Below are 26791 nucleotides of genomic sequence, written 5' to 3'. Positions count from 1 at the left end.
CGCTTCGGGGCGCACACCCGGGGAGCACCCGCACGCCCGCCGGGCTCCCCCACCGTGGTGCGGGAGCGGCTGAAGGGCGATCCGCCCGCGGAGCGCGGCCGGCCGGCCGCACGACGGGTGGCCCCGCGCTCCGCCGAGCCGCGGACCCGGGTGTACGGGCGGATCCGGGCGGCGGGGCGCGGGGCCCCGAGGCGTCAGGAGAGGTACGCCTCCACTTCGCCGAACTGGGCCGCCGGCCAGCCGGTGTTGCCGGTGACGTGCAACCGCAGGTGGCGGACGGTCCCGCTGACCGGGATGGTCACCGTGTTGCCGGTGGCCGGGTCGAAGCGGTAGGCCTTCGAGGCGGCCAGGGTCGCGTACGACGAGCCGTCGGTGCCGCCCTGCACGGAGAGGGTCTGCGTGCGGGCCTGCCACGCGGACTGCGGCGGCAGCTTCAGCACCACCCGGCGCACGGCCTGCGCGGAGCCGAGGTCGACCGTCAGGGACTGCGGGAAGGCGTTGTTGGCGGACTCCCAGTAGGTGCCGGCGTCGCCGTCGACCGCCTTGCCGGGGGTGTAGACGTCCTGGGAACCGGTGGCCGTGGCCGGACGGCCCTGAGCGAGGTTGCGGTCCGGGCCGGGGTCGGGGTTGCCCTGGCCGGGTTGCGGCCAGGTCGAGCAGTCCGACCAGGTGCTGTTCCACCCGGAGTTGCCGCCGCCGTCGGTGAGCGTGAAGGTGCCGGAGCCGGACGGGTAGGGGCAGTTGTAGACGCCGGCCGACCCGACACCCGTGGCCGTGACGTTGCGGAAGGTGGCGGCACCCTGGGTCTCCGCCTGGACGACGACCGTGCCCGCCCTGTTCACGGTGGCGCCGTCGACGGTGATGTTCCTGGCCGCGAATCCGCGCCCGCTGCCGGAGACGAACTCGAAGGCACTGTAGGGGCTGTCGGTGACCGTGGTGTTGGTGATCCTGACCTGTGCCTCGATGGCGCTGTCGTAGGAGTCGACGCGCAGGGCGCCCATGGGGTGGTTCCAGTTGGGGTTCATGGCGCCGGTGCGCACCAGGGTGTTGCCGTCGACGGTGATGGTGCCGGCCAGCGGGTGGAAGGGGTCGAGGAACTTCTGGTTGGAGATGGCGATACCGCTGCCGAGGGCGTTGGTGTCGGTGACCAGGTTGTTCCGGACGGTGATGTCGGTGCCGCCGTAGATGGCGATGCCGTTGGCGAGGTTCGGCTGCGAGACGGTGTTGTTCTCGAAGCTGCTGTTCGTGTTCGGCGCGTTCAGCGACCACATGGCGAGCGCGTCGTCGCCCTGGTTGCGCAGGAAGTTGTTGCGGACCTTCACCCCGCGCGCGTTGCCGTTGAGGTTGAGGCCGTCCGCCGTCATGTCGAGGAAGCGGCTGTCCTCGACGACGAGGTTGTCGTTGGTGCCGGTCAGCCAGAGGCCGACCTTGAGGTGCTGGAGCCACATGCCGGAGACGGAGGAGTCCGGGCCGAGCGAGCCGTTGACGAAGTTGTCGGGGCTCGAGTCGACGCGCTCGGTGACCTCGCCGATGACCGCGAAGTCCTCGATGTGGACGTTGCCCGAGGAGTTCGGCTGGTCGATGAAGCGGGAGGTGCGCACGACCGAGTGCCAGTGGCCGGCGCCCCGGAGGGTGACGTTCTGGACGCCGTTCAGGGAGGAGGTGAGCCGGTACTCGCCCGGCGGGATCCACACCACGCCGCCCTGTGCGGCGGCGACGGCCTCGCGGAACGCCTGTGTGGAGTCGCCCCGGCCGCTCGGGTCGGCGCCCTTGTCGGTGACGGAGACCGAACCGGCGGGTCTGGCCGCGGGCCCGGCCACCTGCTCGAAGTCGGCCACGTCGACGGTGACCTGGACCCCCGTGGCCTGGAGGGCGACCTTGTCACCGGCCTGGACGTCACGGCCGAGCAGCAGGCGCGAGTTGGCGTAGAAGTGGTGGGTCCTGGAGCCGGCGATCCAGCCGGTGTCGACGTAGGAGTACTTGGAGGTCACGGGCAGGGTCTTCGGGAGCTTCTGGCCGTTGACGTACACGTCGAGCGAGCCGGACTGGCCGTCGGGGACGCTGTGGGCGACGTTCACCGCGTTGGCCGCGCGCGGCACCGTGAACTCCACGCGCTGGCCCGCGTTCAGACGGACGGCCTGACGGCCGGAGGCCTCGGAGGCGAGGGTGCCCTGGGTGTGATCGGGGCCGATCTTCGTGCCGGTGGTGGTGGCGGACTCGGCCTCGACCGAGGTGAAGGGGAGGGTGGCGCCCGCGGCGGCGTGGGCGGGCGCGGGCGCGAGGGCGACGAGCATGCCGGCGGCGACGGCGACGACCGCGCCGATCACTGACATGCTCCTGACACTACTTGCGGTGCTGCTGACGGTGCTCATGTGCCGGTCCCTTCGTGGTGGGGGTGCGGGAACTAGCGGGTGCGGTCCTCAGGCGCGCAGCCAGACCGCCGTGTCCTGCGGCAGCCGTCCGTCGGGGTCCAGAGGCCCGCTGACGAGGAGGATCTCGGTGTGCTCGGGCAGGGGGGCCGGGGTGTCGGCGAGGTTCACCAGGCAGCGCGTGCCCTCGGCCCGCACGAAGTCGAGGACCCCCTCGGGCGCGGGGAGCCACGTGAGCGGTCCCTCCCCGAACGCGGGGCGCAGGCCGATCGCCCGGCGGTAGAGACAGAGCATGGAACGGGGATCGTCCAGCTGGCGGTCGACCGCGCGGGCCGCCCAGCCGTCGGGCTGCGGCAGCCACGGCGTCTCCCGTGAGCCGAAGCCCGCATGCGGCGCGTCCGCCACCCAGGGAAGCGGCACCCGGCAGCCGTCACGCCCCGGGTCGACGCCGCCCGACCGGGCGTGCATCGGGTCCTGGATCAGCTCGCGCGCCACCTCCACCTCGGGCAGGCCGAGTTCCTCGCCCTGGTACACGTAGACCGCGCCGGGCAGGGCCAGGGACAGCAGGGCGGCGGCGCGGGCCCGGCGGGTGCCCAGGGCCAGGTCGGTCGGGGTGCCGAAGGTTTTGGCGGCGAAGTCGAACCCGGTGTCGGCGCGGCCGTAGCGGGTGACCGTGCGGGTCACGTCGTGGTTGCAGAGCACCCAGGTGGCGGGGGCGCCGACCGGGGCGTGCTCGGCCAGTGTCTCGTCGATGGAGGCGCGCAGCCGGGCCGCGTCCCAGGGGCAGGTCATGAAGGAGAAGTTGAACGCGGTGTGCAGCTCGTCGGGGCGGAGGTACCGCGCGAAGCGCTCGGTGTCCGGGAGCCACACCTCGCCGACGAAGACGGCGCCGTACTCGTCGGCGACGGCCCGCCAGGCGCGGTAGACGTCGTGGAGTTCGTCGCGGTCGACGTAGGGGTGCGGGTCGCGGCCCTCGGTGAGGTCCGGCAGCCGGGGGTCCTTCACCAGCAGCGCGGCGGAGTCGACGCGGACACCGGCCACGCCCCGCTCGAACCAGAAGCGCAGGATGTCCTCGTGTTCCCGGCGGACGGCGGGGTGCGCCCAGTTGAGGTCGGGCTGTTCCGGGGCGAACAGGTGGAGGTACCAGTCGCCGTCGTCGAGCCGGCTCCAGGCGGGGCCGCCGAACTCCGACCGCCAGTCGTTCGGGGGCAGTTCGCCGTGTTCGCCGCGGCCCGGGCGGAAGTGGAACAGCTCGCGTTCGGGGCCCCCGGCGAGGGCGGCGCGGAACCAGGGGTGCTGGTCGGAGACGTGGTTCGGCACAATGTCGACGATCGTGCGGATGCCCGTCTCCCGTGCCTCCGCGATGAGTTTCTCCGCCTCGGCGAGGGTGCCGAAGGCCGGGTCGATCGCCCGGTAGTCGGCGACGTCGTAGCCGCCGTCCTTCATCGGGGACAGGTACCAGGGGCTGAACCACAGGGCGTCGACGCCGAGCTGTTCCAGATAGGGCAGCTTCGCGCGGACTCCGGCGAGATCGCCGGTGCCGTCGCCGTCGCCGTCGGCGAAGCTGCGGACGTACACCTGGTAGATGACGGCGGAGCGCCACCAGTCGTCGCTTCGGGCAGAGGTGGGCTGTTCCACGGTGCGTGCCTTTCTCTTCTGTGGAGGTGGCCGGTGTCAGCCCTTGGTGCCGCCCGCGCTGATTCCGGCGATGATGTGCCGCTGGAACACGAGGAACAGCGCGACCATGGGGATGCTGGCGATCACCATCGCGGCGATGAGCACGGTCAGCCGGATGTTCTGCGACAGTTGCACCAGGGCCACGCTGATCGGCTGTTTCCCGGTGTCGGAGAAGACCATCAGCGGCCACAGGAAGTCCTGCCACACCGCGACCAGCGCGAAGATCGACACCACGCCGAGCACCGGCCGCGACATGGGCAGCACGATCGACCACAGGGTGCGCAGCCTGCCCGCGCCGTCCATCCCGGCGGCCTCCAGGACGTCCCTGGGCAGTTGGTCGAAGAACCGCTTGAGCAGGTAGAGGTTGAAGGCGTTGGCGACGGCGGGCAGCCAGATGGCGAGCGGATCGTTGAGGAGTCCGAGGTCCGCCACGGTCAGGTACTTGGGTACGACCAGGGCCTGGGCCGGGACCATCAGGGTGGCGAGGATGCCGCCGAGGATCAGCTTGCCGAAGGCGGGCCGGAGCCTGGACAGCGCGTAGGCGGCGGCCGTGCAGAACACCAGCTGGAACAGCCAGGCTCCGGCCGCCTGCACCACCGTGTTCCACAGGTGCGTGGGCAGCTGCATCAGCTCCCAGGCGTCGGTGTAGCCGCTGGTGCTCCAGGTCTGCGGGACGAGGGTGGGAGGGGTGCGCGCCACCTCGTCCGGTGACTTCATCGCGCCGCTCGCCATCCAGTAGACCGGGAAGAGGAAGGCCAGCGCGAACAGTACGAGGATGCCGGTGAACACGGTCCAGTAGACGGCCCTGCCGCGCGGGCGGGCCAGCACCGCCGGGGAGACGAGGGTGCGGGTGGCGCTGCTCATGCGGCCTCCTCCGCGGAACGGGTGAGGCGGAGGTAGACGGCGGAGAACGCCCCGAGCAGGGCGAGGAGCATCACGCTCAGCGCGCAGGCGCCGCCGAAGTCGTTGTAGAGGAAGGCGTACTTGTAGATGAGGTAGAGGACGGTGACGGTGGAGTTCTCGGGGCCGCCGCCGGTGATCACGAACGGCTCGGTGAACACCTGCATGGTGGCGATGATCTGGAGCAGCATCAGCATCAGGATGACGAACCTGGTCTGCGGGACCGTCACGTGCCGGACGCGCTGGAGCAGGGTCGCGCCGTCCAGTTCCGCGGCCTCGTACAGCTCGCCGGGGATGGACTGCAGGGCGGCGAGGTAGATGAGGACGGTGCCGCCCATGTTGGCCCAGGTCGCCACGACGACGAGGGAGACCAGGGCGGTGTCGGCACCGTTGGACCAGTTCGAGGTGGGCAGGTGCAGGAAGCGCAGCGCCTCGTTGGCGAGGCCGGCGCCGGGGTCGTAGAACCACTTCCACAGCAGGGCGCTGACCACCGGCGGGATCATCACCGGCAGATAGACCACGACCCGGAAGAAGGCCTTGGCGTGCCTGAGTTCGTTGAGGACGAGAGCCAGCACGAAGGGGACCGCGAAGCCGATCAGCAGGGCGAGGAGGGTGAAGGTGAGCGTGTTGCGCCAGGCGGCGCCGAACTCGGGGTCGTTCAGGACGCGGGTGAAGTTGGCGGTGCCGGCCCACTCGGGATCCGAGCCCGGCGTGTACGTCTGGAAGGCGATCACGACCGCGCGGATCGCCGGGTACCAGGAGAACAGCGCGAAGCAGACCAGGCCGCCGGCGAGGAAGCCGTAGGCGCGCAGGTGGTCGGCGAGGCGGCGCCGTCTCCGGTCCCCTGCCGGGGACGGCGCCCTCACCGGGCGGACCGGCACGGCCGCGGCCGGCCGTTCGACCGTCTCCATCGCCGGTCAGCCCCGGGCCAGGATGCCGTCGATCTTGCCGGAGGCGTCCTTCAGGAGCCGGTCGATGTCCGCGTCCTCCTTGGTGAGGACGGCGGAGACGACGCCGTCGAGCACGGAGTAGAGCTGCTGCGCGTGCGGCGGCTCGATCTTCATCTCCAGCTTCTGGTTGCCGTCGAGGAAGGACTGGTAGTTCTCCACCGGGACGTTGGCGTGGGCCTCCTTGGCCCGCTGGTCCCTCTCGTCGGCGGCGCCGGTGAACAGGCGGGGCTCGGGCAGGCCGACCGGGGCGTCGTTCCTCCCGGCGCGGGCGTAGTCGCCGAGGAAGCCGTCACCGGGGGTGAGGAACATGTGGTCGAGCCACTTCAGACCGGCGCGGATCTGTTCGGGTGAGGCGTTCCTGCCGAACATGTAGCCGTCGCCGCCGATGAGGGTGGCCCTGCCGCCGGGCATGGGAGCGATGGCGATGTCCTGGTACTCGGCACCCTTCTCCTTGACCAGGATCGGGATGTTGTCGGGGGCGGCGAGGTACATGCCGAGCTTGCCCGCGCCCATCATCTGCTGGGCGTCGTTGATGACGAGCAGTTGCCTGCTGCCCATCGACTCGTCCTTCCACCGCATGTCGTGCAGGGTCCGCAGCACGGCGCGGGCCTCGGGGGTGTCGACGGTGGCCTTCTCGCCGTCGGCGCTGACCACGTCGCCGCCCCGGGAGTACAGCTCGGCGGTGAAGTGCCAGCCGCCCTGGTTCTGGGCGCTGTAGTCGGCGTAGCCGACGGTGCCGTCGCCGAGCGCGGCGATCCTCCTGGCGGCGTCGCGGACCCCGGCCCAGGTGGTGGGCGGCCGGTCGGGGTCGAGACCGGCCCTCTCGAAGAGCGCCCTGTGGTAGATCAGACCCATCGAGTAGCCGGTGCGCGGGATGCCGTAGACCTTGCCGTCGACGGTGTAGATGTCCCTCAGCTGCGGCTGGATCGTCTTGTAGCTCTTCAACTCGTCCACGTACGGGGTGAGATCGGCCGCCTGGTTGATGTCGACGACGTGCCGCGCGTCGGTGAAGTACGTGTAGAAGACGTCCTCCATCTGCCCGCCGGCGAGCTTGGCGTCGAACGTCTTGGGGTCCTGGCAGGGGAAGGCGTCGTGCGGGACGACGTCGATGTCCGGGTTCTCCTTCTCGAAGGCGGCGATGTCCTCCTCGAAGAACCGGCGGTCGACCTCGGCGCTCCTGGGCGGCATGCAGTTGACCGTGATGCGGGTCTTGCCGTCGGCGGCCTCGTCGCCGCTCGATCCGCACGCGGTGAGCGTGAGGGCGCCGGCGCCCAGGGCGACAAGGGTACGGCGGATCCCGGTGCTTCTCATCGGTGGACCCCTTACGGGACAGGAGCGAGTGGACCCCTCGGAACAGGAGCGGTGGGCGGGGCACACTCAAGCACCGACATCAACGGCCCGCAATATGTCGCACAGAATTTGAAATTATTGGACAGGAGAGCGGATCTCAGGAACGGGGTGCCTGGGCGGTCGATCCCCGCACCACCAGCTCGGGCTCGAACAGAAGCTCCTCGGCGGCCACCGCACTGCCGTTGATCTGCGCGTTCAGCAGTTCCACCACCGCCCTGCCCATGGCCTCGATGGGCTGCCGGACGGTGGTGAGCGGGGGCTCGGTGCAGTTCATCAGCGCCGAGTCGTCGTAGCCGACGACGGAGATCCGGTCCGGCACGCCGAGTCCCTTGCGGCGGGCCGCCCGCACGACACCGAGGGCCAGGGGGTCGCTGGCGCAGATGAAGCCGGTGACGCCCCGCTCGATGAGCCGCGAGGCGGCGGCGTGACCGCCCTCGATGGAGAACATGGCCCGGGCGACGTGCTCGTCGGGCACCTCGCCGGCCACGGCGCGCGCGGCGGCCAGTTTGCGCGCCGAGGGCATGTGGTCGCCGGGCCCGAGCACCAGCCCGATGCGCTCGTGCCCGAGCGAGGCCAGGTGCCGCCAGGCCTGCTCCACGGCCACCGCGTCGTCGCACGAGACGGCGGGGAAACCGAGGTGTTCTATCGCCGCGTTGACGAGGACGACGGGGATGTTGCGCCCGGCGAGCCGGCGGTAGTGGTCGTGGGGCGCGTCGGCCTGGGCGTACAGGCCGCCGGCGAACACGACACCCGAGACCTGCTGCTGCAGCAGCAGGTCCACGTAGTCCGCCTCGGAGACGCCGCCGCGGGTCTGGGTGCACAGCACGGGCGTCAGCCCCAGCTGGGCCAGCGCGCCGCCGATGACCTCGGCGAAGGCGGGGAAGATCGGGTTCTGCAGCTCGGGCAGGACCAGGCCGACCAGGCGGGCACGCTCACCGCGCAACTGGGTGGGCCGCTCGTAGCCGAGCACGTCCAGGGCGGAGAGCACCGCCTGCCGGGTGACCTCGGAGACTCCCGGCTTGCCGTTGAGCACCCGGCTGACCGTCGCCTCGCTGACCCCGACCTTCTTCGCCACCACAGCAAGTCGTCGCGTCATGAACGCAAGAATAACGCAAGGAATGCAAACAGCTTGCGTAACCGCGCAAAAATTACGTCGGGGTGCCGCCCGGAGCCCCGGACGTGCCCGAGGTGGCAGGTCGTCGCGGCGCGTACGGCCTCCCGGTCCGGACGAGCGGCGCGGCCCGCGGCACGTCCGCCGCGCGCTCGCGACAGCCGGGCTCCCGCCCGCCGGGGGCGGAGAGTGCGCACGGGGCGGGCCGGGGTCCCTCCGCCCGGCGCCCACGCCGTTCACGGCGTTCACCCGGTTCGCCTCGTTCGGCTGCTCTCCAGGGCGCGGGCGGCGCCTGTCGTTCCGGCACCCGGCACCCGTGCGGGGAACAGCGCGGGCGGCCTCCGCGGGGCGGCTCAGTCCCCGGCGGGGACGACTCTCAGGTGGGAGGCTGCGCGGCGGGCCCTGCGGCTCCCGGCCGGGACACGGGGCGCCTCGCGCAGGACCAGGGTCAGCCGGACGCAGTCCATCTCCCGGAGCGTGCTGGTCGTCTCGACGACGACGCGGCAGTCCGTGGCGCCCCAGCGCGGGTCGGGGTGCAGGAGGGGACGTACGGCGCCGTCCTGTTCGGCGGCCCGCTCGCCCACGACCCGGAGCCAGTGCGGCAGGCCGTACCGGTAGGCGGCCTCCATGATCGGATCCTGGGCGATCTCGCGGCGGATGGCCTGCAGCCCGCGGTCGTGGCCGTGGCCGTAACGCTCGACGGTCCTGGCGAAGTGGGCCAGCATCGGCAGGCACCAGCTCGACTCGTGGTCGCCGAGCACCGTGGCGGCATCCGGGTGGAAGAGGACGAACCTGAGGAAGTTGTCCACGGGCAGGGCCGTGGGATGCGGCTCCACGTCCAGGAAGAGCGTCCGGAAAGCGGTGTTGGTGAGCAGCACGTCCCACCGGTGGTCCACCACCAGGGAGGGATGCGGGACCGCCTCCAGGAGTACGGCGTAGTCCTGGAGGTAGGCCTGCGCCTCGGGAGTGTCGGGGGTGGGCCGCGGTGCCGGCCGCTGCCCTCCTGCCTGATATGCCATCGGGAGGTCACCCCTCTTGCCTGTGCGGCCTTGACGCGGCGCCCCGATCCTGCTGCCCGGACGCGACGCGTGTCAACTATCGTGGCATTCCATGCCTGTTGACGGCTGAAATTGGCCACAGTTGTGGCGAGACCTGGATGTGAGTTCGAACCACGGCTAGTCTCCGTGAAGTTCACGGCAATCGCTTGTGAAAAGCCTGTGAGAGACGTAGGAGATCTTTCGGTGACGGGTGGCTTCGAGGGTCCGGACACCGCGCCGACGACCGCGCTGCCGGCCGTCGTCGCCCGCGTCACCGCTCTCGCCGACCGGCTCGGCGTGGCGCACGGCGAGGTCTTCGACGTCGGCCGGCTCTCCGTCGCCTCCGGTGTGCCCGAGCCCGTGGTCAAGTCGCTGCTGAGCGGCCGGCCGGCGGGCGAGCCGGATGTGCAGGCCCGGTTCCTGCAGCGGCTGGACCTGCTGCGCCGCACCCGGCTGAAGCCGAACGGCCGCAAGTACACGCAGCAGGAGATCGCCGACGGCGCGGGCATGTCCCGGCAGCAGGCCGGCGCCCTGATCAACGGCGACCGCCGGCCCACCATGGAGCACTGCGACGCCCTCCAGCGGTTCTTCCGGGTGCACGCCGGCTTCCTCACCGCCGAGGACCCCGAGGCGCTCGCGAGCGTGCTCCAGCACACCGAGCAGGAGCTGCTGCAGAAGCTCGCGGGCCGGGAGCGGGAGGCGGCGGCGGTGGCCGACGACCCGCTGGAGCGGCTGCTGCAGGACCACGGTGTCCGCGGGATCGCGTGGCGGGCCGCGCAGCTGCCCACCGACCAGCACCGCGACAAGGTCGCGGAGTGGCTGGACATGCTCCTGGAGAGCGTCCAGCGGCCCACGTCGTGACCGGGGAGAGCCGTGGGCACCGGTAGGGACATGCGCCGTCTGTGCGGCGAGCTGGTCACGGAGCTGACGCTCCCCGTCCCGGCGCGGCCCGCCGACCTGTGCACCGCCCTGTGCGAGGCGATGAGCAGGCGCCGGGGCCGGCCCGTGCTCTTCCGCACGGCCGTCTTCCCGCCGGCGACCGCGAGCGGACTGTGGCTCGACATGGCGGACCTGGACCTCGTGGTGGTCGAGGAGCGCACCGCGCCCGGTCACCAGCTGGTAATCCTGGGGCACGAGCTGTGGCACATGAAGGCCGGTCACCGCAGTCATCACGTCGAGGGGGCGCGGGTCGCCGCGCGGCTCCTGCACGAGAACACCGACGAGGACGCCCTGCGGGCGACCGTCCTGAAGGTCGCCGCGCGCACCCGCTTCGACCTCGCCGAGGAGAAGGAGGCCGAGGCCTTCGGCCTGCTGCTGGCCAGCAAGTGCCGGACGTGGCTGGCCGGTTCGTCGCTGCGCGGGCCGGTGCAGCGGGACCACCTCGCGGGCCGGATCGGGGCTTCGCTGGGGTACCTGGGGCCGCAGGGCTGAGCGGCCGCGCCCCGGCGCGCGAGCCCTCCGGGCGGGCGGACCGGTCGGCGTCGCGGCCCCGTTGTCAGTGGTGGGCGGCAAGCTGGAGGTGCGTCCCCGCGCGCGGGGCGCCGGACCCACGACCACGACACGGGGAGAGCCGAGCGATGCCCACCGCCGTACCGACCGACCGCGAGCGCACCGCCGTCCAGGCCTATCTGCGGCTGCTGCACACCGTGCGCGCCGCCTTCGACGCCCGGCCCGTCCCGCCGGACCGGCCCGGGCCCCCGCTTCTCCCGCCCTCCGTGCTCGCCGAGGCGGAGACGGCCCTGGCCCGGGCGGGCCTGGCGGGCAACGAGGAGGCGTTCTTCCGGATGCTGCGCGACTGGCACTCCGAGCCGTAGCGCGGCCCGTCCCGGGGCGGCGGCCGCCGCCCCGGGACGGGCCGCCGCCGACGTGTTCAGCCGTGGGGTACGACCACCGCCGTGGCGATCAGGTCTCCCCGGGTGGTCCAGCGGCCGGTGAAGTGGTCGAGCACCTCGCTGCCCACGCGGGGGCCCGGCACGAGGAGGGTGGCGCGGAAGCCGCCGCGGTGGTGCGCGTCGTCGTCGGGGAAGAGGTCGATGTCGGCCTCGTGGAAGTCCAGCCACTTCCTGGTGAGGGGGAACCACGCCTTGTAGACGGACTCCTTGGCGCTGAACAGCAGCCGGTCCCAGTGCACGGCGGGCAGTTCCCCGGTCAGCCGGGCGATGCGTGCCGCCTCGTCCGGCAGCGCCACGGCGGACAGCACGCCGTCGGGCAGCGGCCCGTGGACCTCGGCGTCGATCCCGAGGGAGGCCAGGTCGCCGGCGCGGACCAGGGCGGCGGCGCAGTAGCCCTGGCAGTGGGTCATGCTGCCGGCCACCCCGGCCGGCCAGCCGGGAGCGCCGCGTTCACCGGGCAGCACCGGGTGCGCCGGCACGCCGAGCTTTTCCATCGCGCGGCGGGCGCAGGAGCGTACGGCGGTGAACTCCCGGCGGCGTTTGGGGACGGCCCGCTCGATCAGCGCCTCCTCCTCGGGGTACAGCGGCGCGTCGACGCCCTCGTCGCCGTAGGCCTCGACGGAGACCACCGTCTGCGGCAGCAGTTCCTCGATCATCGTCTCTCGTCCTCCTCGGGCACGATCCGGCGCAGCCGCCCCGGCGGCTGCGACCGCTTGCGCCACTCGCGCGGGTAGCCGACCGACACCTCTTCGAACCGGACACCGTCCTGCGAGGTGGTCCGGGGGATGTGCAGATGGCCGTAGACCATGGTGTGGACGGGGAACCTCCGGTGCCAGTCGTCGGTCAGCACGGTGCCGCACCACATGGCGAACTCGGGGTACCACAGCACCTCCGTCGGATGGCGGTGCAGCGGATAGTGGTTGACGAGGACGAGCGGGCGGTCGTCGGGCAGCTCGGCGAGCCGGCGCTCGGTCTCGGCGACCCGTGCCCGGCACCAGGCCTCCCGGCTCGGGTACGGGTCGGGGTGGAGCAGATGCTCGTCGGTGCAGACGACGCCGGTGCCCTCGGCGTAGGCCAGTCCCTCGTCCTTGGTGGCGCACCCGGACGGCAGGAAGGAGTAGTCGTACAGCAGGAACAGCGGTGCGACGGTCACCGGGCCGCCGGGGCCGTCCCAGACGGGGTAGGGGTCCTCGGGCGTGACCACCCCGAGGTCGCGGCACTGTTCGACGAGGTGGTCGTAGCGGGCCACGCCGCGCAGGGTGACCGCGTCGCGCGGATGGGTCCACAGCTCGTGGTTGCCGGGCACCCAGACGACCTTGGCGAACCGTCCCGCGAGGGTCTTGAGGGCCCAGCGGATGTCCTCCACGGTCTCCGCGACGTCACCGGCCACCAGCAGCCAGTCCTCGTCCGTCTCGGGCCGCATCCGCTCGACCAGGGCACGGTTCTCGTCGTAGCCGATGTGCAGGTCGCTGATGGCCCACATCCGTCCGCCGCCGCCTGTACCCGACATCACCCGTCGCCCCTTCAGCCGTCACGAACGGCACCACGAGATCACATTCGTGCCGCCGGGACAAGCTCGGCCCGTCATATGCCCGTGGTGTCCGGAACCGCCGCCGAAGCCGTATGATCTGCGGCACCACCGCCATGACCCGCCCTTCGTCCAGGGCCGTTTGGCGACCCTCCCTGTGTCTTGCCCGGGCAACGGGCCGCCGAGCCCTGCCCGCGAACCGTGAAAGGCGGCCTGCATGGTCTCTCGCGTACGCGTCTGGCTCAACCGCACGTACGCGGAGAACGTGTTCTTCATGGATCAGCTGAGGAGAAATCCCGACGACCGGGCCGTCGAGATCCATGCCACCCACGGCGATCCCGACTCCCCCGTGCTGGCCGCCGCGGACACCGCCGACCTGGAGCCCGAGGGGCTGTCGCCGGCGGCGTACGTCGAGTACGCGCTCGCCCAGTGCGAGCGGCGCGGCATCGACGTGTTCGTGCCCCGGCTGCACCAGGCGGCGGTCGTCGCGCACCGCGCCGAGTTCGAGGCGGCCGGTACGGCGCTGCTGGCGCCGCCGCCCGAGGCGGTGGCCGTGTTCCGGGACAAGGTGATCGCCTACGAGGCGGTGCAGGCGATCGGGGTGCCCGTGCCGCCGTGGTGGCGGGTGCGCTGTGCGGACGAACTCCTCGCCGCTGTGGACGAGTTGGAGGCGCGGGGCCACCGGGCCTGCTTCAAACCCGCGTCCGGTGCGGGCGGGGTGGGTTTCAGGATGATCACCCGCGCCCCGTTCTCGCTCGCGCAGCTGAGCGGCTTCCCGAGCCCGTACGTAGCGCTCGGTCCGGTGCTGGACGCCGTGCGGCAGGCCGACGAGCCGGTGGACTGGCTGGTGATGCCGCGCCTGGAGGAGCCCGAGGTGTCGGTGGACTGCCTCACCGGGACCGACAACCGGATCCGGCTGGCGGTGGGGCGCACCAAGAACGGACGGCGCCGGGGCTTCACGCTGCACGAGCAGTGGCTGGAGCCGGCCCGGCGGATCGCGGAGGGCTTCGGGCTGCACCACCTGTCCAACATCCAGTTCCGGATGTTCGGCGAGCGGCCCGTGCTCATGGACGTCAACACCCGCCCCGCGGGCGGGCTGCACCAGCTGTCGCTGTGCGGGGTGAACGCCCCGTGGGCCGCCGTGCGGCTGGCGCTCGGCGACGACCCGGGCGAGATGTCACCGCCGTTCCTCGGCCAGGACTACTCGGTGGTGTCCGGTCCGCGCCCGCTGCTGCCGGTGCCGTTGCCGCCGCGGCAGCAGCGTGCCGATGTGCCCACGGCCGCGCTGGACGCCGTACCGGCTCCGGCGGCGCCGGTGGAGCCGAGGACGGCGACCGGAGCACGCACCTGAAAGTATTTCCGGGAAATCCCGGCCAGGGGTGTATCAGGGGCCGGTCCGCGGACTCTTAACGGTGTAGGCGACTGGGGAAGCCGCCGGGGGGAAGCACGGGGGAACGGGGGGTTCGGGTCGGTCGGCCGCTGTCACGGGGGGCGACCGGCCGATCCGAAGCCGTTCCCGTGCCCGCACCCGTGTTCGGCGGGGCGCTGCGATCGTGCCCGCGCCCTCCTCGACGGCCTTCGCGGACCCGGCCGCGCACTCGGCCGGCGGCGGCAGCGGCACCGCGGACCGGCCCTCCCGGAGAGGGCGGACGGCACGGCGCCGGGGGAGTCCTAGCCGAGGTAGCCGAGGCCGGGGTGGACGGCGGTGTAGCCGTCGACGAGCCGCCGGGCCACGGTCACGGAGTCCACCAGCGGGTGCAGTGCGAACGCCTTGACCGCTGTCGTGCGGGAGCCCGACCGGGCGGCGGCCAGCACCTCGCGTTCGACGGCCTTGACGGCGCAGACCAGACCGGTGGCGTGACCGGGCAGCGGGTCGACGGAGACGGGGTGCGCGCCGCCGGCGTCCACCAGGCAGGGGACCTCGATCACGGCGTCCTCGTCCAGCGGCGCGAGGGTGCCGCGGTTGCGGACGTTGAGGATCAGGGTGGTGCGTTCGTCACGGGCGACGGCGCGCATCAGGGCGAGGGCCACCTTCTCGTAGCCGCCGGACAGGTCGTCGGCCTCGCGCTCGCCCGCGCCCGCCGCTTCCCGGTTCTCGGCCATGTAGGTGGCCTCGCGTTCGGCGCGGGTGCGCTCCCACAGGTCCAGTGCGGGCACGCCGGGGGCGCTGGCCCCCGCGTAGAACTGTTCCTGCTGGTCGCGCAGGAACGCTCCCCTGGTGCGCTCGGCCCGCTGGTAGGCGTGGACGGCCTCGCGGTTGAAGTAGTAGTAGTGCAGGTACTCGTTGGGGATCGCGCCCAGGGAGCGGAGCCAGTCGGCGCCGAAGAGCCGGCCCTCCTCGAAGGAGCCGAGCAGTGCGGGGTCGTCGAGCAGCCGGGGCAGTTCGTCACGGCCGGCGACGCGCAGTCCGCGTACCCAGCCGAGGTGGTTGAGGCCGACGTAGTCGATCCACGCCTCCCGCGGTCGGGCGCCGAGGACCCGGGCGATACGGCGGCCGAGACCGACCGGTGAGTCGCAGATGCCGATGACGCGGTCGCCCAGGTGCCGGGACATGGCCTCGGTGACCAGGCCGGCGGGGTTGGTGAAGTTGATGACCCAGGCGTCGGGTGCGAGGCGGGCCACCCTGCGGGCGATGTCGACGGCGACGGGGACGGTGCGCAGACCGTAGGCGATGCCGCCCGCGCCGACCGTCTCCTGGCCGAGCACACCCTCGGCCAGGGCGACCCGTTCGTCGTTCGCCCTGCCCTCCAGGCCGCCGACGCGGATCGCGGAGAAGACGAAGTCGGCGCCGCGCAACGCGTCGTCGAGGTCCGTGGTGGCGGACACCTCGGGGGCGTCGGGCACGCCGGCGGCCTGCTCGGCGAGGACCCGGGTGATCGCCCGCAGCCTGCCCGCGTCCACGTCGTGCAGGACGACCCGGGTGACCCGCCCCTCGGCGTGGTCGCCGAGCAGTGCCCCGTACACCAGGGGCACGCGGAAGCCTCCGCCGCCCAGAATCGTCAGCCTCACACCGCACCTTCCCTCCATGCCGACCGGGGACGACCCTACTCGTGGCGCGCCGCGCGGCCGGGCAGCCGCCCGCCGCGACGGCCTGATCACCCCGGACGCGCCGTCGGTGGCCGCCCCGGTCGTCGTCCCGTGCGCCGGCTCCCGGATCCCGGTCCTCGGCCCGGCACTGCGGCCCGCGGTACCTCCGGGGCCCCGGGCCGGCAGCCGGGACGAAATCCCTCTCACCGGTGAGGACCGGGCGGGCCGGCCCTCGTGATACTGGATCGTCCCCCGTCCCCGAGGAGCCGCCCATGTCCCTCCGGTCCGCCTTCACGCCGGTCGTCACCCGCTGGCGTTCGGCGAATCCGTACGCCCTCGACACGGCGCTCGCCGCGCTCGTGCTGTTCGCCGTGTCCCTGCACTGGATCTTCCCCGGCAAGGGCGACGACCGGTTGACGTGGCAGGGCTGGCTGCTCGCCGCCGCCACGGCCGTACCGCTGGTCTGGCGCCGCCGGTCGCCGTGCGCGTCCGCGTGGGCCGTGTCGGCCGCCACCCCGGCGCAGGCGCTGTACCACGCGCCGCCGCCGGACGTGATGTACGGCGGAATGGTGGTCCTGTACACCCTGGCCGCCCTGGCCCGGCCCTGGCAGCGGCGGCTGATGCTCACCGGCTGGGTGATCGGGGTCGTCGTGACCATGCAGCACCAGGCGGACAAGCAGCCCTTCGAGTACGCCTTCCACCTGATGGGCCTCGTCTGCGCCTACGCCCTCGGAGTGCTCGCCCGGGTGCAGCGGGCGTACACCACCGAACTGGAGGACCGGGCCCGCCGGCTGGAACGGGAGCGGGCCGCGGACACCGCGCGGGCCCGCGCCGAGGAACGCTCCCGGATCGCCCGGGACATGCACGACATCCTGGCGCACGCGGTGAGCCTGATGGTGGTGCAGGCGGAGGCCGGGCCGGTGGTGGTGCGCAAGGATCCGGAACGCGCGGCGGCCACCTTCGACACCATCGCGACGACCGGACGGGACGCGATGGCCCAACTGCGCCGCATCCTGGGCGTGCTGAAGGAGGAACGGCCGGACGGCGAGGTCGCGCGGCGGCTGCCGCAGCCGAGCGTGGCCGCGCTGCCGCGGCTCGTGCGCCAGGTGGAGGAGTCCACGGGGCTGCGCACCGAGCTGCGCACGACGGGCGAGCCCTGCCCGCTGTCCTCGGACACCGAGGTGGCGGCCTATCGTGTGGTCCAGGAAGCACTCACCAACACCGTGAAGCACGCCCGTGCCTCCCGCGCGGTGGTGGAGCTGGACTGGTCGGAGGACCACGTGACCCTCACGATGACGGACGACGGACGGGGCCCGTCCGCGCCGATCGGCGGCCACGGGCTGATCGGCATCCGCGAGCGGGCCGCCGCCTGCGGGGGCAGGGCCGAGACCGGCAGCGGTCCGGACGGCGGCTTCCGGGTCGTCGTGCGCCTGCCCGTGGCCGCCGGCCGGCAGGGGGCCCTCGGGTGAGCATCCGGGTGGTCGTCGCCGACGACCAGGAGCTGGTGCGGGCCGGCTTCGGCATGATCCTCGACGCCCAGGACGACATCGAGGTGGTCGCCGAGGCCGGGGACGGCGAGGAGGCCGTCGCGGCGGTGCGCCGGCACGCCCCGGACGTACTGCTGCTCGACATCCGCATGCCGGTGATGGACGGCCTCGAGGCGGCCCGCCTGGTGTGCGCGCAGTCGGGCTGCAAGGTGGTCATGCTGACCACCTTCGACCTGGACGAGTACGTGTACGAGGCCCTGTACGCGGGCGCCAGCGGCTTCCTGCTGAAGGACGTGCGCCGGGACGACCTGGTGCACGCGGTACGGGTCGTCGCGGCCGGGGACTCGCTGCTCGCCCCGGCGGTGACCCGTCGGCTGGTCGCGGACATCGTGCGGTGCCGCCGGGAACGGACCGCCGCCGAGGCCCCCGCCCCGCAGCGCCTGGACGCGCTCACCGCCCGCGAGACGGAGACCCTGCGGCTGCTGGCCCGCGGCCTGTCCAACGCGGAGATCGCCACGACCTTGTTCGTCAGCGAGCACACCGTCAAGACCCATGTGAGCAACGTGCTGAGCAAGCTCGGTCTCAGGGACCGGGTACAGGCGGTGATCCGCGCGTACGAGTCGGGCCTGATCACCCCGGGCTCCCCCTGAGGGGTGAGGAAGGGGGCCGTCTCCCCCGTACGGGCGAGGGCCGACAACCGCTCCCTCCGGCGATCCGGTGGACCGCCCCGCGGCGCCACTGTGGAAGCGATGACAGACCGTCAATCGCCTGGAGGGACCGTGCTCACCGCACTCGCCCGGGCGGCCACCCGCCGCCCCTTGACCGTGATGCTCCTGTGGGGGCTCTTCCTGCTGCTGGGCTTCGGGCTGGGGACCGGCGTCTTCGCGCGGCTCTCCGACAACGTGCCCGAAGTCCCCGGAACCGAATCGGAGTCGGCCGCCCAGTACCTGGACCGGGAGGACCCGGCCGGCGAGTCGATCACCGGCGTGGTGGCCGGCACCACCGTCTCGGACGCGAAGCTGCGCGCCGAGGTCGAGCGGGCCGTCACCGACGTCCGGAAGGTGGCCGGGGTCGCCGCCGTGCCCGACCCGTACACCACGCGCGGCCTGACCGCGCGGGACGGGCAGGCGCTGATCATCCCCGTCACGCTCGAGGGCGGTCTGGACGGCGACGCCGAGGAGCGCACGCTCGACGCGGCGGCCGACCGGATCAGGGAGATCGACGCCCCCGACGTCCATGTGAGCGGAGGCCCGCTGCTGGGACAGCAGCTCAGCGAGCAGGCCCAGAAGGACGTCAAGTTCGCGGAAATGGTCTCCCTGCCAGTGGTGCTGGCGCTGCTGCTCGTGGTGTTCGGCGGGCTGCGTTCGGCTCTGCTGCCGCTGGTCATCGCGGTCAGCGGGATCGCGGGGGCCTTCCTGGCGCTCTTCCTCTTCAGTGAGGTCACGGACATCTCCGTGTACGCGATCCAGGTGACGACGATGCTGGGGCTCGGACTCGCCGTGGACTACGCCCTGCTGATGCTGATGCGTTTCCGGGAGGAGCGCCGGCACACCGAGGACGTCGTCGAGGCGGTGCACCGCACGGTCGCGGCGGCCGGACGGACGGTGCTGTTCTCCGGGCTCACGGTGGCCGTCAGCCTGACCGGGCTGCTGGTCTTCCCGAGCGTGTTCCTGCGCAGCATGGGCCTGGCGGTCGCCGCCGTGGTCGTCATCGACATGCTCGCCGCACTCACCCTGCTGCCCGCGATGCTGGCCCGGTTCGGCGGGCGGATCACCCCGGCGAAGGAACTGCCGGAGGGCGAGGAGGGCCGGTTCTTCGCACGGATCGCCCGTTTCGCGGCCCGGCGCCGGATCGCCGTCCTGGCCGTGGCCGTCCCGGTGCTGCTGGTCCTCGCGGTACCGGTGGCCGGAATGAAGATCGCCATCGGGGACGCGCGGCAGCTGCCCACGGACAGCGAGGCCCGGCAGCTGCACGACACCGTGGGCGACCACTTCCCGCCCGGCGCCGGGGTCACGCCGATCACCGTCGTCGTCCGGCCCGGCACCGACGCCGTGACCACCGACGGGATCCGCGCGCTGGCCCCGGCCACCGCGGCCCGTGAACTTCCCGGCGGTGCCACGGTGCTGGAGATCCGGCCCCCCGGCGAGGCCGACGGCGAGAAGGCGACCGGCCTGGTCGAACGGGTGCGGGAGGTGCGCGGCGACGAACCGGTCGAGGTCACCGGGCCCGCGGCCCGGCTGGTCGACTTCCGCGAGATGCTCGCCGACCGGGCGCCCTGGGCGGCCCTGACCGTCCTGGCCGGCATCTTCGTGCTGCTCTTCGCGTTCACCGGTTCGGTGCTGCTGCCGCTGCGCACCATCGCGACGACGCTGCTCAGCCTGGCCGCCGCGCTGGGCGTGGTGGTGTGGGTCTTCCAGGACGGTCATCTGGCCGGGCTGCTGGGCGCGGAGGGGCTGGGCGCGCTCAGTCTCACCGCGCCACCGCTGATCGTCGCGATCGCGTTCGGACTCGCCATGGACTACGAGCTGTTCATCCTGGCCCGGATGCGCGAGGCGCGGCAGCGCACCGGCGACGACGCGGAGGCCGTGGTGGACGGGCTGCGCCGCTCGGGCAGGGTGGTCGCCTGCGCGGCGCTGCTGCTGGCGGTGGTCTTCGCCGCCTTCATGACGGGCGGCTTCTCGCCGATCCTGCAGATCGGCCTGGGCCTCACCCTGGCCGTCCTCATCGACGCGACCGTCGTCCAGATGCTCCTGGTCCCGGCCACCATGGCCCTGCTCGGCCGCCGCGCCTGGTGGGCCCCGGCACCCCTGCGCCGGGTCCACGACCGCTTCGGCCTGCACGAGGAGCCGGCCGAGGCAGCACCCCGGCCACGGGTACCGACCGGGGTCTGAGCACTTCCTCCCCGCGACGGAAAGGACCCGCGACCCCCTCGGACGGCAGGGCCCCGGACCCGGGCTCCCCGTCCACGGGGGCTCCGGTCCGGTCCTCGGTCGCCTGGGGGCCCGGCCTCCCCGGCCACCGCCGCCGGTCGGGCCGAGCAGGCCCAGCCCCTGTGGTCGAACGGAGCGGCGGGCGGCGCGCTTGCACCCATTCGCGCCATTCGAGAGGTGAACTCTCCCCGTTCACGGGAGGTTTCCCGGTTACACCTCTTGACGGCGGTGGGGCCGCGGAGCACATTGGCGCCAACGTGAGAGCGCTCTCAGCGATGTTCCGGGCTCTCGAAAGCTCGTCCCCGCACAGGTCACCGAACCCGAGAGGGCATCCCCACATGAGCGACACCCTCCGCACCCTGCGCCGCCCCCGCCCCCTGAGACGGGCGCTGGCCGCCGTCGTCAGCACGCTCGCTCTCGCGGCGGGAGCAGCCACCGCGGCCGGCTCGCCCGCGAGCGCCTCCGCGCCGCCTCCCCCGTCCGGCTGGACCCAGGTCTTCGCCGACGACTTCGACGGCGCCGCGGGCAGCGGCGTCAACACCTCCAACTGGCGGTACGCCACCGGCAAGGGTTACCCGGGCGGCCCCGCCAACTGGGGCACCGGCGAGATCGAGACGATGACGTCCCACCCGGACAACGTCTCCCTGGACGGCAACGGCAACCTCCGCATCACCCCGCGCCGCGACGCCTCCGGCAACTGGACCTCCGGCCGCATCGAGACCAACCGCACCGACTTCCAGCCCCCGGCCGGCGGCAGGCTCCGCGTGGAGAGCCGCATCCAGGTGCCGAACGTCACCGGCGCCGCGGCCAAGGGCTACTGGCCGGCGTTCTGGATGCTGGGCTCGCCCTACCGGGGCAACTACTGGAACTGGCCCGCCGTCGGCGAGCTGGACATCATGGAGAACACGCAGGGCAACAACACCGTGTTCGCCACGATGCACTGCGGCACCTCGCCGGGCGGCCCGTGCAACGAGACCAGCGGCATCGGCGGTTCGACCACCTGCCAGGGCACGACGTGCCAGGCCGGCTTCCACACGTACCGGATGGAGTGGGACCGCTCGGCCGATGTGGAGGAGATCCGCTTCTACCTGGACGGCAACAACTACCACACCGTCCGGGAGAACCAGGTCGACGCGACGACCTGGACCAACGCCACGAACCACGGCTACTTCGTCATCCTCAACGTGGCGATGGGCGGCGGCTTCCCCGACGCCTTCGGCGGCGGCCCGGACGCCGGCACCCGGCCCGGCCACTCCATGCTGGTGGACTACGTCCAGGTGCTGACCTCCGGCGGTGGCACCACTCCCCCGCCCACCGGCAACCGTGACGCCTACACCGCCGTCCAGGCCGAGTCCTACGACGCCCAGTCCGGTGTGATGACGGAGGCGACCTCGGACTCCGGCGGCGGGCAGAACGTCGGCGCGCTGGCCAACGGTGACTGGCTGCAGTTCAAGGGCGTCAACTTCGGTTCGACCGCGGCACGGCAGTTCTCCGCACGGGTGGCGAGCGGCGCCGGCGCCAACGTGACCGGGCTGGTCGAGGTGCGCCTGGACAGCCGGGGCAACGCGCCCATCGGCAGCTTCGCGGTGGGCAACACGGGCGGCTGGCAGTCCTGGCGGACGATCCCGGCGAACATCGCCAACGTGACCGGGACGCACGACGTCTACCTGACCTTCACCAGCGGCCAGCCGGCGGACTTCGTGAACGTCAACTGGTTCACCTTCGGCCACTGAGCACCCCCCACACCGGCCCCTCCGGCCGGGAAAGAGGGCTCCACGCGTGCGTGGAGCCCTCTTTCGCAGGTCCGGACCCGTGTCCGCCACCGGGATCCGCGCGCCGTCCGCACGGGCTGCCGCGCGGCGTCCGTACGGACTGCCGCAGCTCCGCGCGGAACGCCGCCGGCGTCGTGTCGGTGTGCTGCAGGAAGAACCTGGAGAGGTTCGCGGCGTCCGGGAACCCGACGGCCGCCCCGGCCCGGCCGATCGGCAGACCGGTGTGCGCCAGGAGGCGCTTGGCCCCGAGGACCACGCGTCCGTCGATGAAGGACCCGGGCGTCCCGCCGGTCGCGGCACGCACCGCGCGCAGCAGGGTGCGGCGCGAGCAACCGAGCGTCCGGGCGTACGCGCTGACGCTGTGGCTGGTGGCGAAGTCCTGCTCCACCGCGTCCCGGAAACAGGGTGAAGGCGGTGCCCGGACGCTCCCGGGCCGCCTCGTCCGAGCCGGCCACGAGATGGGCCAGGCGCAGCGGGAACGCGGTCGGCGAATGCCGCAGCACGGCCGTGTGCAGGCTCGGCGGCAGGGTGGCCGTGTCCTCGTGCTCGCGGCGCAGCTGGGCCAGGGCGGCCTCGGGCGCGGCGCGTTGCGCCGGGGCGGGGCGGAGCAGGGGCCGGCGGTCGTGGCGGTGGAGGCCGGTGGCCCCGACGGTGGCGCGGGGGAGAAAGCCGGGCTGCATGGCCGGCACGGTTCCGCGGTACTCGCCGTCCGGTGAGAAGCGGTGGACCCGCTCCGGGCGGATCCACAGCAGATCGCCGCCGTGGCCTCGTACTCGGTGAAGTCGAGCATGTGCCGGACCGGTCCGGCGTCGAACAGCATCACGAGGTGGAGGTCGATGCGGTGCACCCGGGCCGGCGGTGCGCCGGCGCGCCAGATGCCGCCGGGGCCCATCGGGGCGATCCGCACGCCGACACCGAGGACGCTCCGGTCGACCGGGAAGGGGAAGGTTCTGGTCCCGTCGCCATCACCGTCGCCGTCCCCGCCGGTGCGCCTTCCGCCCCGCGGAGCCCTGCCTGCCGTCTCTCCCCCGTCCGCCGTAGGTCAGCGCGGCACACACCGATCGTGCGTCCGGTGTCCCGCTTTCACCACGGGCCGACACACCGTGACCTTCCCTCAAATAAGTCAGACTTTTACTCTTGAACACGTCACAGGGCTCCATCGCCCGGAACGGGGATCTCTTGAAGACGAGCGGGCAGACATCGCACCGGCCCGGCCGCGCTCGGCCGGCGTGCCGTCGGCGCCGCCCGCCCGCCGGCCACTCCGCACGGCCGGGTGCTCACCCGTAGGGGCGTACCGGCGTACGCGGGCTCGCGTTGCGGTCGGGGTGGGAGCGGGTCCGGCGTGGTACCGGTTCACGGGTGGGCCAGGACGCATCGTCTCCCGGGGAATCACCGGCCGACGCGCGCGGTTGACGATCGCGAGAAAGAAGATGATCACTGTGAGCGAAGCGACCGCGAGCGCGGGGACGCCGAGGCGGCTGTCCGGCCGGGGCGTGCCGGTCCGGCCGGACGAGCCGTCCCGGGGCCGCCCCGCCCCCGGTCCGGGACGGCCCGGTGCGCGCCGGCCGGCGCGGGCCGGTGGTTCCCGGCCCGGCGGGCGGCGCCCGCTGTGGGCGCCCACGAGGGTGAAGGACCCGGTGTACCGGGACACCCTGTACGTGGAGGAGCTGGTCGCGCCCGGCGCCGTCGTCACGACGACCGCGACCACGCCGGGGGCCACCACCGATCGCGAGGTGGTCCGGGGCGGCACCGTCACCGGCGGTCACGCCCGGGCGCGGGCCGGTCCGGCCGCCGTGGAACGGCTCGGCTCCTCGTACGACGAGGTGGTGCGGCAGCCGGCGGACGAGGGCGGCGCGGAGTTCGCGGACGCCTGGCAGGAGCTGCTGGACGCGGTGACGAAGTCGCTCGACAGCAAGGGAGTTGACGCGGAATGACCGACGAGACGATCCGGCCGGCGGTGGGCACCCCCGCCGGGACGGACGAACCCGCGGGGACGGACGGACCCGCCGTGGACGCCGTACCGGACGCCCCGGTGGGCGACGCCGTGACCGCACCGGAGGAGCCGGATCCGAGGCTCACGGCCCTGCCCGCGCCCCCGGCCGGCTGGTCCAACCCGCTGCGCGATCCCCGGGACCGTCGCCTGCCCCGGGTCGCCGGCCCCTCCGGGCTGGTGATCTTCGGGGTGACCGGCGACCTGTCCCGCAGGAAGCTGATGCCGGCCGTGTACGACCTCGCCAACCGGGGCCTGCTGCCGCCCGGCTTCTCGCTGGTCGGCTTCGCCCGCCGGGAGTGGGAGGACCAGGACTTCGCCCAGGTGGTGCACGACGCGGTCGAGGAGCACGCCCGCACGCCGTTCCGCGAGGAGGTCTGGCAGCAGCTCTCCGAGGGCATGCGCTTCGTCCCGGGCGACTTCGACGACGACTCGGCGTTCGGGAACCTGCGCGCGGCCGTCGAGGAGCTGGACGCCTCCCGGGGCACCAGCGGCAACTACGCCTTCTACCTCTCCGTACCGCCGAAGTTCTTCCCGAAGGTGGTCCAGCAGCTGAAGAAGCACGGGCTGGCCGACGCCCCCGGGGGCGCCTGGCGGCGCGCGGTCATCGAGAAGCCGTTCGGGCACGACCTGAGGTCGGCCGAGGAACTGAACGCGATCGTGCACGAGGTGTTCGACCCGGACCAGGTCTTCCGGATCGACCACTACCTGGGCAAGGAGACCGTCCAGAACATCCTGGCGCTGCGCTTCGCCAACCAGATGTTCGAGCCGATCTGGAACCGGTCCTTCGTCGACCACGTGCAGATCACCATGGCCGAGGACATCGGCATCGGCGGCCGCGCGGGCTACTACGACGGCATCGGCGCCGCCCGTGACGTCATCCAGAACCACCTCCTGCAGCTGCTGGCGCTGACCGCGATGGAGGAGCCCGCCTCCTTCGACGCGGCCTCGCTGCTGACCGAGAAGCTGAAGGTGTTCCGGGCCGTGAGGCTGCCGGAGGACCTGGACCTGCACACGGTGCGCGGACAGTACGAGGGCGCCTGGCAGGGCGGTGCGAAGGTGCGCGGCTACCTGGAGGAGGAGGGCATCGACCCGGCCTCCGCCACGGACACCTACGCCGCGATCAAACTCGGGGTGGACAACCGGCGCTGGGCGGGCGTCCCCTTCTACCTGCGCACCGGCAAGCGGCTCGGCCGCCGGGTCACCGAGATCGCGGTGGTGTTCCAACGGGCGCCGCACTCCCCCTTCGACTCCACCGCCACCGAGGAACTCGGCGAGAACGCGGTGGTCATCCGGGTGCAGCCGGACGAGGGCATGACGGTCCGGTTCGGTTCCAAGGTGCCGGGAACGTCGATGGAACTGCGGGACGTGACGATGGACTTCGCCTACGGCGAGTCGTTCACCGAGTCCAGCCCTGAGGCGTACGAGCGGCTCATCTTGGACGTCCTGCTGGGGGACGCCAACCTTTTCCCCCGTCACCAGGAAGTGGAGGAGTCCTGGAGGATCCTCGACCCGATCGAGGAGTACTGGGCCTCGCACGGCAGGCCGGCACGGTACGCGTCGGGCAGCTGGGGACCCGCGGAAGCCGACGAGATGCTCGCACGAGACGGACGGAGCTGGCGCAGGCCATGAAGATCGACCTGACCGACACCACGGCAAGCAAGGTCAACAAGGCGCTGGTGCAGGGGCGCCGCGCCATCGGCACCCCCGCCGTGGGCATGGTCCTGACGATGGTGATCGTCACGGACGAGGAGAACGCCTACGACTCGATCAGGGCGGCCGAGGAGGCCTCGCACGAGCATCCCGCGCGCACCCTGGTCGTCATCAAGCGGCACGCCCGCACCCCGCGCGAGCGCACCCACTCCCGGCTGGACGCGGAGGTGCGGGTCGGCTCGGAGGCGGGCACGGGTGAGACGGTGGTGCTGCGGACCTACGGCGAGGTGTCCGAGCACGCCGACTCGGTGGTGCTGCCGCTGCTGCTGCCGGACGCCCCGGTGGTGGTGTGGTGGCCGTCGGACGCGCCCGACGACCCCGCGAAGGACCCGCTGGGCGCGCTGGCCCAGCGCCGGATCACCGACCTGTACGCGGTCGAGAACCCGCTGGAGGCCCTGGAGAACCGGGTGCGTTCCTACGCGCCCGGTGACACCGACCTCGCCTGGACCAGGCTGACGCCGTGGCGTTCCATGCTGGCGGCGGCGCTGGACCAGGCCCGGGCGACGGTGACCTCGGCGGCCGTGGAGGCCGAGGCCGACAACCCGGCCGCCGAGCTGCTGGCGCGCTGGCTGGAGGCACGGCTGCGGGTACCCGTCGACCGGGTGGAGACCGCCGGACCGGTCGTCACGGCGGTCCGGCTGGGCACCGCGGACGGCGAGGTCGTCATCGACCGTCCCGAGGGCCCGCTGGCCACGCTCACCCTGCCGGGGCAGCCCCCGCGCCGGCTGGCGCTGAAGGTCCGCCCCACCTCCGAACTCATCGCCGAGGAGCTCAGGCGCCTCGACGCGGACGAGATGTACGCCGTCGCCCTGCGCGGCGAGCACACCGAGGAGATCCCCGCTCATGTCTGAGGTCCCCGAGCCGACCCGGCGCCCCGAGTGGGCCGCCCTGGAAAACCACCGCGCGGACGTGCTTCCGCGTCTCGACCTGCGCGAGCTGTTCGCCGCCGATCCCGGCCGCGGCACCGCGTACACCCTCCGGGTCGGCGACCTGTACGTCGACTACTCCAAGCACCTGGTCACCGACGAGACCCTGCGGCTGCTGCGGGACCTGGCCGC

Annotated in this window: 21 protein-coding genes and 3 pseudogenes; 13 read left to right on the top strand and 11 right to left on the bottom strand. The window is 72.7% G+C overall.

Translation table 11 applies throughout. From position 1 onward, the window contains the following. Positions 1-194: 194 nt before the first annotated feature. From ACF07S_RS31765 to ACF07S_RS31735, 7 genes are all read right to left on the bottom strand, one after another. Positions 195-2333 (bottom strand): discoidin domain-containing protein, encoded by a 2139-nt coding sequence (locus tag ACF07S_RS31765; RefSeq protein ID WP_391975753.1) that lies wholly within the window; start codon positions 2331-2333, stop codon positions 195-197. An 87-nt stretch (positions 2334-2420) separates the two neighbouring features. Continuing rightward, the gene (locus ACF07S_RS31760; protein WP_391975752.1) at positions 2421-4007 is read right to left on the bottom strand and encodes a glycoside hydrolase family 13 protein; all 1587 of its coding nucleotides are present in this window, start codon (positions 4005-4007) and stop codon (positions 2421-2423) included. A 36-nt stretch (positions 4008-4043) separates the two neighbouring features. Continuing rightward, the gene (locus ACF07S_RS31755; RefSeq protein ID WP_391975751.1) at positions 4044-4910 is read right to left on the bottom strand and encodes a carbohydrate ABC transporter permease; all 867 of its coding nucleotides are present in this window, start codon (positions 4908-4910) and stop codon (positions 4044-4046) included. Beyond that, complete coding sequence (locus ACF07S_RS31750) at positions 4907-5857, bottom strand: carbohydrate ABC transporter permease (protein WP_391975750.1); 951 nt, start codon at positions 5855-5857, stop codon at positions 4907-4909. Before ACF07S_RS31750 ends, ACF07S_RS31755 begins: the two co-directional genes overlap by 4 nt. 6 nt (positions 5858-5863) lie before the next feature. Then, positions 5864-7207 carry an ABC transporter substrate-binding protein gene (locus ACF07S_RS31745; RefSeq protein WP_391975749.1) on the bottom strand — a complete coding sequence of 448 codons (1344 nt, stop codon included), beginning with the start codon at positions 7205-7207 and terminating at the stop codon, positions 5864-5866. 136 nt (positions 7208-7343) lie between these two features. Next, positions 7344-8342: a LacI family DNA-binding transcriptional regulator gene (locus ACF07S_RS31740; RefSeq protein ID WP_391966899.1), complete on the bottom strand. Its 999-nt coding sequence runs from the start codon at positions 8340-8342 to the stop codon at positions 7344-7346. 368 nt (positions 8343-8710) lie between these two features. Continuing rightward, on the bottom strand, positions 8711-9376 hold the full coding sequence (locus ACF07S_RS31735; protein WP_391966900.1) for a hypothetical protein: 666 nt from the start codon (positions 9374-9376) through the stop codon (positions 8711-8713). A 222-nt stretch (positions 9377-9598) separates the two neighbouring features. On the opposite strand from ACF07S_RS31735, the gene ACF07S_RS31730 reads away from it, so the two are divergent. The 3 genes from ACF07S_RS31730 to ACF07S_RS31720 all read left to right on the top strand — a co-directional run bounded on the left by ACF07S_RS31730 (position 9599) and on the right by ACF07S_RS31720 (position 11208). Further along, a complete protein-coding gene (locus tag ACF07S_RS31730) occupies positions 9599-10255 on the top strand; it encodes a helix-turn-helix domain-containing protein (RefSeq protein ID WP_391966901.1) in 657 nt (218 codons plus the stop codon). A 30-nt stretch (positions 10256-10285) separates the two neighbouring features. Continuing rightward, the gene (locus tag ACF07S_RS31725; RefSeq protein WP_391966919.1) at positions 10286-10825 is read left to right on the top strand and encodes a toxin-antitoxin system, toxin component; all 540 of its coding nucleotides are present in this window, start codon (positions 10286-10288) and stop codon (positions 10823-10825) included. Between the two features lie 146 nt (positions 10826-10971). Then, positions 10972-11208 (top strand): hypothetical protein, encoded by a 237-nt coding sequence (locus ACF07S_RS31720; RefSeq protein ID WP_391975748.1) that lies wholly within the window; start codon positions 10972-10974, stop codon positions 11206-11208. 56 nt (positions 11209-11264) lie between these two features. On the opposite strand, the gene ACF07S_RS31715 is transcribed toward ACF07S_RS31720, so the two are convergent. Both ACF07S_RS31715 and ACF07S_RS31710 read right to left on the bottom strand, forming a co-directional pair. Next, the gene (locus ACF07S_RS31715; RefSeq protein WP_391966903.1) at positions 11265-11942 is read right to left on the bottom strand and encodes a 4'-phosphopantetheinyl transferase; all 678 of its coding nucleotides are present in this window, start codon (positions 11940-11942) and stop codon (positions 11265-11267) included. Continuing rightward, the gene (locus tag ACF07S_RS31710; protein WP_391966904.1) at positions 11939-12796 is read right to left on the bottom strand and encodes a metallophosphoesterase family protein; all 858 of its coding nucleotides are present in this window, start codon (positions 12794-12796) and stop codon (positions 11939-11941) included. Before ACF07S_RS31710 ends, ACF07S_RS31715 begins: the two co-directional genes overlap by 4 nt. A 235-nt stretch (positions 12797-13031) precedes the next feature. Between ACF07S_RS31710 and ACF07S_RS31705 the strand changes: the two genes are divergently transcribed. Further along, positions 13032-14165: an ATP-grasp domain-containing protein gene (locus tag ACF07S_RS31705; RefSeq protein WP_391966905.1), complete on the top strand. Its 1134-nt coding sequence runs from the start codon at positions 13032-13034 to the stop codon at positions 14163-14165. 320 nt (positions 14166-14485) lie between these two features. Here the strand turns inward: ACF07S_RS31705 and ACF07S_RS31700 are convergent, their stop codons facing one another. After that, positions 14486-15823: a 6-phospho-beta-glucosidase gene (locus ACF07S_RS31700; protein ID WP_391966906.1), complete on the bottom strand. Its 1338-nt coding sequence runs from the start codon at positions 15821-15823 to the stop codon at positions 14486-14488. A gap of 16 nt (positions 15824-15839) precedes the next feature. On the opposite strand from ACF07S_RS31700, the gene ACF07S_RS31695 reads away from it, so the two are divergent. The 5 genes from ACF07S_RS31695 to ACF07S_RS31675 all read left to right on the top strand — a co-directional run bounded on the left by ACF07S_RS31695 (position 15840) and on the right by ACF07S_RS31675 (position 21991). Beyond that, entirely contained in the window at positions 15840-16079 is a 240-nt protein-coding gene (locus ACF07S_RS31695) for a hypothetical protein (protein ID WP_391975747.1), read from the top strand. 34 nt (positions 16080-16113) lie between these two features. Beyond that, on the top strand, positions 16114-17310 hold the full coding sequence (locus tag ACF07S_RS31690; RefSeq protein WP_391966907.1) for a sensor histidine kinase: 1197 nt from the start codon (positions 16114-16116) through the stop codon (positions 17308-17310). Then, on the top strand, positions 17307-17978 hold the full coding sequence (locus ACF07S_RS31685; protein ID WP_391966908.1) for a response regulator: 672 nt from the start codon (positions 17307-17309) through the stop codon (positions 17976-17978). The genes ACF07S_RS31690 and ACF07S_RS31685 overlap by 4 nt, the downstream gene beginning before the upstream one ends. 129 nt (positions 17979-18107) lie before the next feature. Beyond that, positions 18108-20219, top strand: coding sequence for an MMPL family transporter (locus tag ACF07S_RS31680; RefSeq protein ID WP_391966909.1), 2112 nt, complete (start codon positions 18108-18110; stop codon positions 20217-20219). Positions 20220-20596: 377 nt separating this feature from the next. Continuing rightward, a complete protein-coding gene (locus ACF07S_RS31675) occupies positions 20597-21991 on the top strand; it encodes a glycoside hydrolase family 16 protein (RefSeq protein WP_391966910.1) in 1395 nt (464 codons plus the stop codon). Positions 21992-22133: 142 nt separating this feature from the next. On the opposite strand, the pseudogene ACF07S_RS31670 reads toward ACF07S_RS31675, so the two are convergent. After that, positions 22134-22922, bottom strand: a pseudogene (locus ACF07S_RS31670) (helix-turn-helix domain-containing protein); the annotation flags it as partial. Between the two features lie 703 nt (positions 22923-23625). Between ACF07S_RS31670 and ACF07S_RS31665 the strand changes: the two are divergent. From ACF07S_RS31665 to ACF07S_RS31650, 4 genes and pseudogenes are all read left to right on the top strand, one after another. Beyond that, positions 23626-23964: pseudogene (locus tag ACF07S_RS31665) on the top strand (transaldolase family protein); the annotation flags it as partial. Continuing rightward, positions 23961-25652, top strand: a complete 1692-nt coding sequence (gene zwf / locus ACF07S_RS31660) for a glucose-6-phosphate dehydrogenase (protein ID WP_391975746.1) — start codon at positions 23961-23963, stop codon at positions 25650-25652. The pseudogene ACF07S_RS31665 and the gene zwf, both read left to right, overlap by 4 nt. Further along, entirely contained in the window at positions 25649-26584 is a 936-nt protein-coding gene (gene opcA, locus ACF07S_RS31655) for a glucose-6-phosphate dehydrogenase assembly protein OpcA (protein WP_391975745.1), read from the top strand. The genes zwf and opcA overlap by 4 nt, the downstream gene beginning before the upstream one ends. Beyond that, positions 26577-26791, top strand: a pseudogene (locus ACF07S_RS31650) (glucose-6-phosphate isomerase); the annotation flags it as partial. The gene opcA and the pseudogene ACF07S_RS31650, both read left to right, overlap by 8 nt.

It is taken from the genome of Streptomyces sp. NPDC016640 (assembly GCF_043076215.1).
GTDB lineage: Bacteria > Actinomycetota > Actinomycetes > Streptomycetales > Streptomycetaceae > Streptomyces.
This window is presented reverse-complemented; position numbering and strand designations above follow the sequence as displayed.

Coding starts and splice junctions, on each gene's coding strand:
- opcA (WP_391975745.1), top strand. CDS start 25,649: ATGAAGATCGACCTGACCGACACCACGGCAAGCAAGGTCAACAAGGCG.
- zwf (WP_391975746.1), top strand. CDS start 23,961: ATGACCGACGAGACGATCCGGCCGGCGGTGGGCACCCCCGCCGGGACG.
- ACF07S_RS31705 (WP_391966905.1), top strand. CDS start 13,032: ATGGTCTCTCGCGTACGCGTCTGGCTCAACCGCACGTACGCGGAGAAC.
- ACF07S_RS31710 (WP_391966904.1), bottom strand. CDS start 12,796: ATGTCGGGTACAGGCGGCGGCGGACGGATGTGGGCCATCAGCGACCTG.
- ACF07S_RS31690 (WP_391966907.1), top strand. CDS start 16,114: ATGTCCCTCCGGTCCGCCTTCACGCCGGTCGTCACCCGCTGGCGTTCG.
- ACF07S_RS31735 (WP_391966900.1), bottom strand. CDS start 9,376: ATGGCATATCAGGCAGGAGGGCAGCGGCCGGCACCGCGGCCCACCCCC.
- ACF07S_RS31725 (WP_391966919.1), top strand. CDS start 10,286: ATGCGCCGTCTGTGCGGCGAGCTGGTCACGGAGCTGACGCTCCCCGTC.
- ACF07S_RS31765 (WP_391975753.1), bottom strand. CDS start 2,333: ATGTCAGTGATCGGCGCGGTCGTCGCCGTCGCCGCCGGCATGCTCGTC.
- ACF07S_RS31745 (WP_391975749.1), bottom strand. CDS start 7,207: ATGAGAAGCACCGGGATCCGCCGTACCCTTGTCGCCCTGGGCGCCGGC.
- ACF07S_RS31740 (WP_391966899.1), bottom strand. CDS start 8,342: ATGACGCGACGACTTGCTGTGGTGGCGAAGAAGGTCGGGGTCAGCGAG.
- ACF07S_RS31675 (WP_391966910.1), top strand. CDS start 20,597: ATGAGCGACACCCTCCGCACCCTGCGCCGCCCCCGCCCCCTGAGACGG.
- ACF07S_RS31695 (WP_391975747.1), top strand. CDS start 15,840: ATGCCGACCGGGGACGACCCTACTCGTGGCGCGCCGCGCGGCCGGGCA.
- ACF07S_RS31715 (WP_391966903.1), bottom strand. CDS start 11,942: ATGATCGAGGAACTGCTGCCGCAGACGGTGGTCTCCGTCGAGGCCTAC.
- ACF07S_RS31750 (WP_391975750.1), bottom strand. CDS start 5,857: ATGGAGACGGTCGAACGGCCGGCCGCGGCCGTGCCGGTCCGCCCGGTG.
- ACF07S_RS31755 (WP_391975751.1), bottom strand. CDS start 4,910: ATGAGCAGCGCCACCCGCACCCTCGTCTCCCCGGCGGTGCTGGCCCGC.
- ACF07S_RS31720 (WP_391975748.1), top strand. CDS start 10,972: ATGCCCACCGCCGTACCGACCGACCGCGAGCGCACCGCCGTCCAGGCC.